A 12515-nucleotide genomic window follows, 5' to 3' on the forward strand; every position below is an offset into this window, starting at 1 on the left:
TTATTCCTCCTTGGCAGAAGTAAGAACTGCGTACGTTTTGGTTAACTGACCGGATTGTATTGCTCCGGCCGGATAAATAGAAACGGTTATGGTATAAACGCGGTCACTATCTTCTGTTTTAGTGATAAGATTATAATCGTCAACAGGGAAATTAACATCAAGCTGATAACTTTTTAAATTCGTATAAAGTGTTGTAATTGGGTTATTGATTTCTTCCTTCCGAATCGTTACACGGGTATCAGCTTTTTCGTTTTGATTGGCTATATAGATTGCAGCATCAACACTGTCATTTTGTATCCTTATAGAATCCCTGTCTATGAATTGAGACGGAGTATAAAACATATAAACCTGACATTGATAATTACTGTCTGGGAAATAAGGATAAACTCCGGATATCAAATTTACCTGCGGTAATTTTTCCGTTTCCCCGTTTTCATTTAAATCCAGGCCACACCGGTAAGTAATACGACATTCCACCATTACCTGTTTTAATGTATCATCTTTCGTTAAATAAACTTCAATATCTTTTGTTATTTTATCCTTGATTTCATCCATGCCAATCGGATCGGTATCTTCTGATTGTGAATCAGCTAACGCCCGATGGGATAAATAAATGTTATAAAAGTCCAAAATTGCCTGTTCATCTGTTGAGATATGTCCGGTAGGCTCCGCATTCTCCGAGTCATCCGACCAAGTTGTGTTAATTCCTTCCAGATCCAGAATTGCCACGGTATTCTCATTTAATTCAGACAGGCTTGGCATTTTGTAATTATTCATGGTATCGTCATACTTTATCCTGTCACTGTAAACGGATGTATCCAAAGTGATAAGGGCATCATATCCAGTTTCCCCATCCAGTAAATTCTGTACTCCAAAAACAAAACTCGTACGGTTTTCAGGGGGATTAAATATATGGTTATGGGTTGTCCCATCCCCGAGGACAGTTAAAACACTGGATCTTGGACTCGTTACTTCGGTGATTTTCTGATAAATCCCATCGCCATAAGTATAATATTCACCATAACCATCCTGCGAATAATCTTTTAACTGATAATTACCAGTACTATATCCATTTAAATTACTGTTTATAATTTGAAAAAGCTCAGCATTATTAAACTGTAATGCGGTTTCTTCCAAAGTCATGGCCTGAATCGACTCCATGATATTACCGGCAAGTACTGTAGCTTTTTGATTTTTCTTCCCAATCACATTTACTTTGGCTGTAGTCACAAAACTGCCAAGAAGAGGGACAATTAATAAACCGAGAACGGCTATACATAAAAGAGCTTCAATTAAAGTAAAGCCGGCATTGCTTAATTTCTTTTGTTCCATAACAAACTCCCATTAATTAGGATTAAAATCAATCGTTCCAAATATATTATCAAGACCGATACCCGTTCCTCCCAAAATTGGTTCCGTATATTCCCTTCCGGTTCCAATCAGATTATACATGTTGATTTTCATAGAGCCAGTCAAATTCCCGGTCTCCGAATCATAGGCAAGAGTAATTTCATCAATATTTCTTTTTTCCGGATAATTATTTATATAATCAATACATCGCTTTAAACCATCATAACTCACTTTAAAAGTAATGGTTAAGGTTGACCTGTACCCTTTTATTTTCTGCATATCTATGGTTTTTGTAGCACCTATCCCATGGATTTGCTCCGAATTCGTTTCATTTTCTTCCCCGTCAGATTCTAATTTCTCTATTTCTGATAATTGATTTGATGTATTCGGCATATCATAGTCCGTAGTATCCGTACCGGCCGGCTTTGCCGACCCATTGCTGTTATTATTTTGATCGTTTTCGTTTCCATTTAGGAAATATTCCGGTTTAGAGAATATTGCAGTGTCTATTTTTATATCTGTATTTTTTTCCATTTCGCTTATGAATACTATACTTTTTTCTTCTGTTGTACCGCTTCCATATGACACGATTTTCGTATTAATTTGCTGTGTTAAGGATTCATTTTCTTTCAGGATTGAATCCCTGTTCGCCTGTTTCGCCTGCAAATCGGACAAGGTTTCTGAGAGAGTTGTTATGTTGGTTTTAACTTCCTTTATATCCTTACTATTTTTTTTATATACCAGCTGATAGTTTAAAAGGATAATTAATAAGGAAAAAAAAACAAGAGCAGGTATTATTAATCCTTTTAACTGTATTTTATTTTTCATATACAAAATCCCTCCTAACTGCTTTATCCGCCTGAAAGCTCCATATGGCTCACTACTTTTCCCCTGATACCAGTGCATAATTTGCTGTAACAGAAAAATTCACTTCTGTAATTCCATACTCATCCGCCTGCTCTGATACTGAGTCGGTTGTTACATTGGTTAGTAAACTTACTTTTTTTAACTGGCTAAGCGTCATAGCCGCAGTTTCTTTCGAATCAACGGTAATATCCATTAAGATATCCATACCGGTAGCACGAAAGGAACGAATAATAACTTTGTCTGGGAGTTTTTGCTGTAATTCCAGCAATAATTTCCCTAAATTCTCATTATTGCTATAACTATAGCCATCTATGGATTCCATCGTAATAAAGGCATATTTGATGCTTTTATTTTCTGTATAGATGTCTTCAATATCCTTTATTTCTTCTATCCGGGACATGATATGACCTTGTTTATCATATACGCTTTTAAGCATAACGTCAGAACCGACTGCCGACATGGAGGAAATGATAACGGCCAAAACGCATACTACCCCAGTTATCTGGGTGGAGCTTCTTATTGCACTTTTACCAATCAGGTGACCCGGCTTTATATTAACTGGATTTAATACTGCTCCAATACAAGTGATAAAATCACTCTGTGTAAAACTTTCCGGTAAGACGCCCGGCTTAAATTGTATACCCTTTAGATTCGTAAGCTTACTGGTAAGATAACCCACTTCATTCGTAAATAATTGATCTATACCAAGGAATCCTGATCCGCTGCCGGTTAGATAAATAGATTGGATTCTTTCTCCCTGGTTTTTTGACGTAAAATAATCCATAACCCTGAGAATATTATTTATTAAATAATGAAGTGTATCCGTAACATCTTCTCTTGCAGATATTTCTTCGTATTGATTCACATATTCCTCTGAGGCTGCGGTAGCTGATACGATCTCATCCATCTGGTTGCCGAACCGTGTATAAAGTATTTCTTTCATATTAAGCATGGAAACAGCCTGGGATTCTGTTTCAGCTGCAAATAAAGTATTTTCAGTTATTGCTTCTAAAACAGCTTCATAACCATAAGAAACCGTACGCTGTAATACCAGGATATCATCTCGTAAGATATTTATTAAAGTGTCCTGTTTATTGATCTGTATAAACATATTTATCCCGCTGTTAGCCTGTTTACGAACCATTTGAAAGATACTGTTGCCGGCATAATCCAAGGCTTTAATCTTAAGTTTTAATAACTTAGCTAATTCATAATAGGACATAATCAGATTATTCTGAACTGCAAGCACCAGAAGTCTATAGTACTTTTCCTTTTCCCGTTTGACTTTTTCCAATATTGTATAGGTAACATTATATTCCGATATATCGATGGGAAAATAATCCTCAATTCCTGCATGAATGACTGTGGGAATTTTATTTACTTTTACCAAAGGTATGATTACCTCTCTGTTAGCAATTTTCGAGGAGGATATGGTAAAAATAACATTTCTTGTCCTGATTTTTGCTTCACTTAATTTCTTTCTGATTATATCTGCTAAAGCAGCAGTATTTTTAATATACCCATCATCAAAACCAGCCTCCGGCGTATCTAAAACATAAGCCTGAGATACCCTGGTTTTTTTCTTCCCAGCATCGATCAGACAGAGTTTAGTTGTATTTAAACCAATTTCAATACTTAATACTTTTGCCATTGAAACCTCCTAATGAAAAAAGACACCAAGATACCAATTCCATATCGTATCACCAAATAACATTGCGATAAACATGCCAATTGACAGATATGGCCCTAAAGCCAATACCCTTCCGGTGTTTGTAATTTTCATTCTTAACAAATGAAAAACGGATCCCAAAATACAACCAAGTAAAAATGCCATCCAGATATTTTTCCAGCCTAACAGCAAACCTCCGGCTGCCATTAACTTAATATCTCCGCCTCCAATTGCATTTCCTTTTGTAATAAAATAAATAATATATAAAAATACACTGACCGTAAAAAATCCAATCAGATAATTCCTCCAGTTACGGGAATCCAGCATAATATGAACAAACCCGATTACCACCAAAAAATAATTAATACAAACTGGAATCTCATATATTCTAAAATCAATAATACTTAAAACAAGGTAAGCGGAAGCTGCTAAACAAAATAATACCGTAGTTTTGTTATATTGCATTATTTCAACTGTTCCAATATGAACATTTCTTACGGCAAAAACAAATACATAAAGTAAACCATTCACAAATTCCACGATGGGATATTGTATGCTGATCTTCTTTCCGCATTTTCTACAGCGGCCTTTTAACATAAGGTAACTTATTAACGGAATAAGATCGAACCACCTTAACTGATAACCACAGTAAGAACAATAGGACCGTTGTATAATTTTTTCCTGGTTGGGTATTCGGCAGATACATAGATTTATAAAACCGCCGGCTAAAATTCCGGATAGAAAGATTAGAAAATAAATTATTATATAATTGAAAGCAGTCATATGTATCTCTCTTTCATGGCTACCAATAAATTAAGTAGGCAATTGTTTTCCTTAACTGATACAATATAAGATTATGTTATTGAAAGGCGGAGATTAACTCCGCCTTAGCATATTTTTATGTATCAGTTAGTTGGTAACCGGTCCGATATTATCAGCATTATTCATATTTCCACTTTTTGAGATATATACTGATAATTTTCCAGCCTCTGTGTAATCAACATATAAAGTACCGTCATGTCCTTTTTTGGATAAGCATTTATCTTTAAAATCAGAATCTTGATCTAAATCAGGACCTAATAAATCTTTTATTTCGTTTTTAGTTTCAGTAGAAAATTCCGTATAAGTGTCTAATAAATTACCCAGCGGTTTATGGTCTATTACACCAACCGGTTTCTCTGATGTCGCAATTCCTGTCTGTACAGCGGTAAATACTGTGCTTACCAATTGTAAATCTCTTGATTCTCTTGATTTCTCAACATACTTATTAACCTGAGGCGCAATTGCTCCTACCAAAATAGCCATAATAGCCATTACTACTAATAACTCAACCAATGAAAATCCTTTGTCATTTTTAATTTTAATCCTTTTTTTCATGAATGTAATCTCCTTTATAATTTTTTATTTTAACTGTAATTTAAATTTGATCCAAATTCTGATACATAGCCAGCAGCGGTTTAATTATTGCAAATAATAAAACACTGACTATTAATGAAAGAATTATGATTATCATTGGTTCAAGTATGGCAACTAAAGCTTGAGAAGTATTTTCCACTTCTTCTTCATAGTACGCTGCGATTTTATTAAGCATTTGTTCAAGATGGCCTGTTTCCTCCCCTATACCAATCATGTGATATACCATTGGCGGAAAAACACCGGAGGCTGCCAGGGGTTCTGATAACGGTACTCCACGTGCCACTTCTTCTTTTGCCTCAATCAAAACCTTTTTTATAATAACATTATCCATATTCTTAGCTGTTATATCAATCGCTTCCAGAAGCGGAATTCCGGCATCTAATAAAGTTCCTAAGGTTTTACCCAAACGTGCGGATGAAGTTTTCACAATTAAATTACCAAACAGCGGCAACCGCAGACCAAATTTACTGAATATAAGTTTACCGGAATCTGTTTTCTTAACTTTAACTAGAAAGAAAATGAGAAAAGCCAGAAATAAAATAATAAAATACCAGTACGCAATTATAAAATTGCTCATATGAATCACTGTCAAAGTAATCGTGGGTAATTCCATATCCATTCCACGAAACATACCCATAAAATTTGGCACAACAACTAGAAGCATAAGAATAATAACACCAAGGGATACACCCCCGATAAATGCAGGATAGATAAAAGCTCTGCCAAGCATAGCCTTTAGTTTAGCATCTTTTTCAAAATGAATCGACATACGTTCCAAAGATAAATCTAACTTACCGGATGCCTCGCCTGCTTCTATCATATTAATTAAAATTGGGGGAAAAACATCACCTTGCAGCTTCATTGCCGCTGCTAAAGTTTCACCCTTTTCAATTCCGGCCTGAGTTTCCTTAATTGCCTTATGTAATGCTTTATTCTCAGTCTGCTCTCCTAACATTTCCAATGCATGAATAATACTGATACCTGCGGAGATGATACTGTGAAACTGCCTGCAAAATACTGCTAATTCTCTGGGTTTAACAATACTGCCGATTGAAAAGTTGATATCTTTCGTAAACAAATTCTGCTCTTTTACCTTAATTGGTATTTTATCCTCTGCCTTTAAAGTCAGGATTACTTTATCCTTATCTACCGCTTCCATTGTTCCTGTCTTCTGCTTACCGTTTTGGTCAATGAAAACATATCGAAAGCTTGCCACTATTTCCTCCTTTGTATCGTAGAATAAATACTATTCTTTCATAACGTATCTGATTACTGCTTTAAATTATAGGCCTATTGTACTACTGGCTTTGTATGCCTGTCAACATAGTGAATACTGGAAGTTTAAAAATCATTCCCTATAATTCCCAATAATCAGACTTTATAATACAACGTTTTCCATATCTTTCATTCTACCAACATAAATAGAGTTATAAATTTATTTTTCGCTCCATGGCTATGGAATCCCCTGCGAATTCATTGGCCTTTTCTGCAGTTATAGTTCTGTTTAGATATAATTCGAAAATTGCATCATCCATAGTTTGCATTCCGATTTTTTTATTTGTCTGGATTATTGTATTAATTTGATGGGTTTTACCCTCGCGTATTAGATTCTTAATTGCCGGAGTCGCATGCATTACTTCATATGCTGCGATTCTTCCGCTTCCTTCCGCCGTAGGTATTAATTGCTGGGAAATAACCGAATCCAATACGGAAGATAGCTGCACACGAATCTGCTGTTGCTGATGTGGCGGAAATACATCTATAATACGGTCTATTGTATTTGCTGCCCCCGTTGTATGAAGTGTCGACAAAACAAGATGTCCTGTTTCGGCTGCGGTAATGGCAATTGATATGGTATCTAAATCCCTCATTTCCCCAACCAAAATAACATCCGGATCCTCTCTTAACGCTGCTCTTAAAGCGCTTGCATAACTTGTTGTATCAAGTCCAATCTCTCTCTGATTAACAATAGCCTTTTTGTGGCTATGAAGATATTCAATAGGATCTTCCAGTGTAATAATATGGGAATTATAATTAGTATTAATTACATCTATTAATGAGGCTAAAGTAGTTGACTTACCGCTTCCGGTAGGTCCGGTCACTAAGATTAAACCTCTTTTTTTCTTAGTTAAGTCTACAACTGACAATGGAATATTTAAATCATTCGGTTTTGGTATATCAGTCCCCACTAAACGCATAACACAGGCATAGGAACCTCTCTGCCTAAAGATGTTTACACGGTATCTGCCAAGTTCAGGAATTGAATATGATAGATCTACTTCCCCCATTTCATTGAATATATTTTTTGTATGCTCATTAAAAACAGGTTCTAATAAGCTCACCATATCTTCCGGAAGCATTTTATCATAACCCAGATCCGTTAATTCCCCGTTGATACGGCAAATAGGCGGAATACCTGCCGTAACATGCAGATCGGATGCTTTTTTTTCTTTTGCAACGGTTAATAGCTCTTTTAATGTTACCATAATTTACTCCTTCTAAATCATATCTTCCAATGTAACACGCTTCATTTCATCTAAAGAAGTTATACCTTCTAAAACATATTTTGAAGCATTCACTCTTAATATCCGCATCCCCTCTTCTAACGCAACAGCCATAATTTCATCTGCCGTCTTTCTTTTACTTATGATTTCACGTATTTTGGGGGTTATCGGCATTATCTCGTATATACCGATACGTCCGTAAAATCCGGTATCGTTACATAGTTGACAGCCACAAGGTTCATATATTACCTGCTCTTTATCAGGTGTTATGTTTAACAATTCTTTTTCGGCGGACGTTGCATATCTTGCTTTTTTACATTTGCACAAACGTCTGACTAACCGCTGTGCTATAACACCAGCCATGGCATCTGCCAATAAGAAAGGCTCAATCCCCATATCCACCAGACGGGTAATGGTACTTGCTGCATTATTGGTATGAAGGGTACTTACTACTAAATGTCCGGTGATAGATGCTTTTACAGCTATACTTGCGGTTTCTTCATCTCTTATTTCACCAATCATAATAATATCAGGATCCTGGCGTAAAATTGACCTAAGTGCATTGGCAAAGGTTAAATCTGATTTAGGATTTACCTGAACCTGATTAACACCGGTAATATTAGCTTCTACCGGATCTTCTACCGTAACGATATTAACATTGTTTTTATTAATTTCATTCAGTGCAGTATAAAGAGTAGTTGATTTTCCGCTTCCGGTAGGTCCCGTTACTAATATCATACCGTGAGGTTTTAATAAAAGCCGGTCGAATTTAACCATATCCTCTTCTGTAAGTCCTAATTCCTTTTTCGCTTTACTAAGGTTTTTCTTAGAGGTAAGACGTAAAACAACCTTTTCTCCAAATACGGTAGGAAGGATGGAAATACGAATATCAAATTCCTGTCGGTCAACAGTCATAGTCATACGGCCATCCTGCGGTTTTCTTTTTTCTGAAATATCCATATCTCCGATTATTTTAATTCTCGCCACAATAGCTGAGAGCAAATCTGCCTGATATGTCATAGCTTCGTATAAAATTCCATCTACACGGTAACGGACACGGACTTTTTCTTCCATGGCTTCAATATGTATATCGCTGGCACGTTGTCTTACAGCTTGTTCTATTATCGTTCTTACAAGGATAACAATAGGAGAATTGTTGACATCGGCATTATATGCTGACACAAGTTCTGCTTCCGCCTGATATTGCTGTTCTTTTTCCTGAGAATACTTGGCCGCTACTGCTAAAACTTCTGCATTGCCAAAATATTTATCAATGGCGGCAGCTATTTCTCTGGTTGTAGACACTACAGGTTCAACCTGCAGATTGGTTAATATTCTTAAATCATCCATGGCTACTATATCCATTGGATCTGCCATGGCTACCCTAAGCACATTGGGGTTATTATCTTTAAAAGCAAAGGGGATAATCATGTTTTTTCTTAAGACTGTCTGGTCACTGATTAATTTTAAAATTTCACCAGGAATCCGTATTCCTGATAACATAACCATATCCAGGCGAAGCTGTTCCTTTAACGCATCCGCAATTTCTATCTCATCGGTAAATCCCAGATCAATAAGCGTTTCTCCGAGCTTTCTGCCTTTTACTTTCTTTTGTTCCTTTAAGGCTATATTTAACTGGTCTTCTACAATGATTCCCGCATCAATAAGAAGATCACCAAGCCTTTTTTTTATTCTGGTATTACTCCCCATTTCTGTCTCCAATCTGCCCTAAAGCAGGCTTTTGTATTAAATATGAATACTACTTATATTCATTTTTTATCTAATAGGCAATAACTTTATTCTACACCACATATATTTTTCTGTCCAGATATAATGGGTACAGTTAAAATTTGCATAATTGGTATAACCTTTCCGTAAGGTGCGAATTCTGCCGGTCGGGCTTTTATTTTATAAAAAAAGCTAAGTCAAGCGAATTATCTTTTATGAAATCCGTTTGACTTAGCCCTGAAGCTATAACCCTTTATTATCTTTTTCGAAACTTTCTCGTAGTTTTTTCAGTGCTTTTTTCTCAATTCTTGATACATAAGAGCGGGATATTCCGATTTTATTAGCAATTTCTCTTTGCGTAATTTCTTCCTGCATATTTAATCCATACCGCATTTCTATGATCTGTCTTTCTCTTTTAGTTAAAACTTTATTGACTAATTCATAAAGTTTCTTTACATTGCCCTGTAATTCCAATTCATCTACTATATCGGTGTCTGAACTTTCAATAATATCTAATAAATTAATTTCGTGACCTTCTTTATCGGATCCAATAGGTTCATATAAGTACACTTCTTTTGCCTGTCTTTTTCCACTTCTTAGCATCATTAACAATTCATTGTCAATACACCTGGATGCATAGGTTGCAAGTCTGATACCCTTATCTGCATCAAAGGTGTCTATGGCTTTAATTAAGCCGATTGTGCCAATGGATATAAGGTCATCTATCTCTTTATCCGCTGTATTATATTTCTTAACAATATGTGCAACCAGACGGAGATTTCGTTCAATCAGGATGTCTCTAGCTTCCTTACTTCCTTCCATGCATTGGTTTAAGATTTCCGTTTCTTCCTTGGCGCTCAGTGGCTTGGGAAAGGATTTCACTGAAAAAGCACCTCAACGATTAGGGTTTATTACTAGTCTATGATGTGGGTATAAATTAAGTGCCTTTCCTATTTAATTAAAATAATATTATTTAAAAAGTTTTTGGTTAATCTTTTGTATTTTTAACTATCACTCTGTTTTGAACCGTTTTGTTTCATCTTTTAAAGTCTGTGCTATATTATTTAACTCTGTGATGCTGGTATTTATTTTTTCAAAAGTTTGTACCTGTTTCGTAACATTATTACTGATAAGGACTGATGATGCAGCGCTTTCCTGGGTGGAGGAAGAGATCTCCTCCATCGCTTTAGACATCTCATTTGTGACTACAGATTGTTGTCTCGCAGCTTCCGAAATAGTGGTAATCTTTTGCGAGGTATCACCAATCAGTGAAAGTATATTCTTAAATTGTGAATCGGTTTCCCCTGCTTTCCTGACACTTCCATCCACTAAATCCTGTTCTGTTTTTACAGCATCATAAGTACATGCTACTTTATCTTCAACTGTTTTTATCAGACCTTTAATATCATCAGCTGATTGTTTGCTTCCTTCGGCAAGTTTTCTTACCTCTTCTGCTACTACCGCAAAACCTTTTCCTTCTTCCCCAGCTCTGGCAGCTTCAATGGCAGCATTTAATGCTAAAAGGTTTGTTTGTTCCGAGATTCCCGTAATTAAAGATGCGATTTCATTAATTTGCCCTGATGTATTCTTTAATTCCTCAATCATCTGATAGATCTGTACGGAGGATTTTTGTACATTTTCCATTGTTCCTACCATTTCTTTTAGCTTCAGAACACCCTCTGAGGCAACATCCAAAACAGTATTACTGTATTTCGCAGCATCCTCGGCTTCCTTGGAAACTAATACAGCTCCACTTGCCATTTCTTCTATACTTGCGGTTGCTTCTTCTATAATCCCGGCATTGTTTTGTAAGCCATCCGTAATACGATTAATTTCATTTGCAATATTATCAATTTCCTGATTTGCCTGGTCGGATGCGGAAGTTAATTGTATGGACGAAGCCGCTATGATATCCGCATTTTTCTGCACAATACCTACAGTATTTTTTATCTTATAAATAAACTGGTTAAACCAGGATGCTAAAGTCCCTAATTCCTCTTTCGTATTAATTGACAGTTGTTTGGTTAAATCACCGTCACCCTCAGCAATATCACGAAGCATATCGTTTGTCTGATTAATAGGTTTTGTGATTACTTTCGATACATATAAACTAAAAAGCAGTACAATCAGTATAATTACAACTGTAGTTATAATTACTATTTTAATTATGGTTTCCACCTCTGAATTTATATTTTCTAATATTAGATTATGAAATTCAGTAAGCATCGGTGTCAATTTTGCTATTGCAGCCTGATATTTATCATAATCTTCAAAACCAATTTTGTTTATATTCTCAGCAACATTTAGAAAATTATCATGATATTCGGAAACAGTATTTAATATATCCGTAAGTTTACTTCTCAGTTCTTCGTTATCTTGAATATCCTGATTGTTTTTTACGCTGTTAAGATTAGTTATGAGATCATTATAATTTTTTTCAAATTGGTCTATATAATCAATTTTACTTTCTTTAAAATGTTGAACCTCTGATGTCTTTAATAACAGAAAATCCTTTTCACTGTTTCTCATTTCAAGTAATTCTGTATTGATTGCCTCATTTGCCAGTACCAGTGGTATCTTATTACCGGTAAAATCCACCATAGCAGAATAAGATCTTATAATTACATATAAAAAGAAAAACGTAAGAGCTATCAATGACATTAATATTTTCGTTCTTATCTTCCAATCTTTAAATCGCAGCTTCATATTTTACACCCATTGCATATCGCAGGCAGGCCTGCGATACTGCCACAGAATAAAATGCGAAACAAAAGTTTCGCAGAGTGAAAGAATCACACAGTGGCAACCTTTCTTTTTCAAATTTTTCTTTCACTCTTTTCCTCCCTTTCTATTTATTAGTAATATTTAAAGTACAGAAAGTATACACTACAATTTAATAAAATGAAATCAACAAACCGGGAACAATATTAAATAATCATAAAAAAAGAATTATAAAAAACTGAAAAAGGTATCTTGAATGA

The 12515-nt window shown here is 35.4% G+C and carries 11 protein-coding genes; all 11 read right to left on the bottom strand.

Annotation, left to right across the window (positions count from 1 at the left end; all coding sequences use genetic code 11):
• Complete coding sequence (locus tag RBU59_RS03485) at positions 1-1332, bottom strand: type IV pilus modification PilV family protein (protein WP_308146495.1); 1332 nt, start codon at positions 1330-1332, stop codon at positions 1-3.
• A 12-nt stretch (positions 1333-1344) separates the two neighbouring features.
• The gene (locus tag RBU59_RS03490; RefSeq protein ID WP_308146496.1) at positions 1345-2178 is read right to left on the bottom strand and encodes a hypothetical protein; all 834 of its coding nucleotides are present in this window, start codon (positions 2176-2178) and stop codon (positions 1345-1347) included.
• 52 nt (positions 2179-2230) lie between these two features.
• On the bottom strand, positions 2231-3868 hold the full coding sequence (gene pilM / locus RBU59_RS03495) for a pilus assembly protein PilM (RefSeq protein WP_308146497.1): 1638 nt from the start codon (positions 3866-3868) through the stop codon (positions 2231-2233).
• 9 nt (positions 3869-3877) lie between these two features.
• Positions 3878-4669, bottom strand: a complete 792-nt coding sequence (locus RBU59_RS03500) for a prepilin peptidase (protein WP_308146498.1) — start codon at positions 4667-4669, stop codon at positions 3878-3880.
• 126 nt (positions 4670-4795) lie between these two features.
• The gene (locus tag RBU59_RS03505; protein ID WP_308146499.1) at positions 4796-5263 is read right to left on the bottom strand and encodes a type II secretion system protein; all 468 of its coding nucleotides are present in this window, start codon (positions 5261-5263) and stop codon (positions 4796-4798) included.
• Positions 5264-5303: 40 nt separating this feature from the next.
• Positions 5304-6518, bottom strand: coding sequence for a type II secretion system F family protein (locus RBU59_RS03510; protein ID WP_308146500.1), 1215 nt, complete (start codon positions 6516-6518; stop codon positions 5304-5306).
• A gap of 211 nt (positions 6519-6729) precedes the next feature.
• Positions 6730-7788, bottom strand: a complete 1059-nt coding sequence (locus tag RBU59_RS03515; protein WP_308146501.1) for a type IV pilus twitching motility protein PilT — start codon at positions 7786-7788, stop codon at positions 6730-6732.
• A 12-nt stretch (positions 7789-7800) separates the two neighbouring features.
• Complete coding sequence (locus RBU59_RS03520) at positions 7801-9516, bottom strand: GspE/PulE family protein (protein WP_308146502.1); 1716 nt, start codon at positions 9514-9516, stop codon at positions 7801-7803.
• A gap of 261 nt (positions 9517-9777) precedes the next feature.
• A complete protein-coding gene (gene sigK / locus RBU59_RS03525) occupies positions 9778-10416 on the bottom strand; it encodes an RNA polymerase sporulation sigma factor SigK (protein ID WP_308146503.1) in 639 nt (212 codons plus the stop codon).
• Between the two features lie 129 nt (positions 10417-10545).
• Positions 10546-12240 (bottom strand): methyl-accepting chemotaxis protein, encoded by a 1695-nt coding sequence (locus RBU59_RS03530; protein ID WP_308146504.1) that lies wholly within the window; start codon positions 12238-12240, stop codon positions 10546-10548.
• Positions 12224-12367, bottom strand: a complete 144-nt coding sequence (locus RBU59_RS03535; protein ID WP_308146505.1) for a hypothetical protein — start codon at positions 12365-12367, stop codon at positions 12224-12226. The genes RBU59_RS03530 and RBU59_RS03535 overlap by 17 nt, the downstream gene beginning before the upstream one ends.
• Between the last annotated feature and the right edge of the window lie 148 nt (positions 12368-12515).

Source organism: Anaerocolumna sp. MB42-C2, from assembly GCF_030913705.1.
In the GTDB taxonomy this organism is placed as follows: domain Bacteria; phylum Bacillota; class Clostridia; order Lachnospirales; family Lachnospiraceae; genus Anaerocolumna.

Coding starts and splice junctions, on each gene's coding strand:
- RBU59_RS03485 (WP_308146495.1), bottom strand. CDS start 1,332: ATGGAACAAAAGAAATTAAGCAATGCCGGCTTTACTTTAATTGAAGCT.
- RBU59_RS03490 (WP_308146496.1), bottom strand. CDS start 2,178: ATGAAAAATAAAATACAGTTAAAAGGATTAATAATACCTGCTCTTGTT.
- pilM (WP_308146497.1), bottom strand. CDS start 3,868: ATGGCAAAAGTATTAAGTATTGAAATTGGTTTAAATACAACTAAACTC.
- RBU59_RS03500 (WP_308146498.1), bottom strand. CDS start 4,669: ATGACTGCTTTCAATTATATAATAATTTATTTTCTAATCTTTCTATCC.
- RBU59_RS03505 (WP_308146499.1), bottom strand. CDS start 5,263: ATGAAAAAAAGGATTAAAATTAAAAATGACAAAGGATTTTCATTGGTT.
- RBU59_RS03515 (WP_308146501.1), bottom strand. CDS start 7,788: ATGGTAACATTAAAAGAGCTATTAACCGTTGCAAAAGAAAAAAAAGCA.
- RBU59_RS03520 (WP_308146502.1), bottom strand. CDS start 9,516: ATGGGGAGTAATACCAGAATAAAAAAAAGGCTTGGTGATCTTCTTATT.
- RBU59_RS03530 (WP_308146504.1), bottom strand. CDS start 12,240: ATGAAGCTGCGATTTAAAGATTGGAAGATAAGAACGAAAATATTAATG.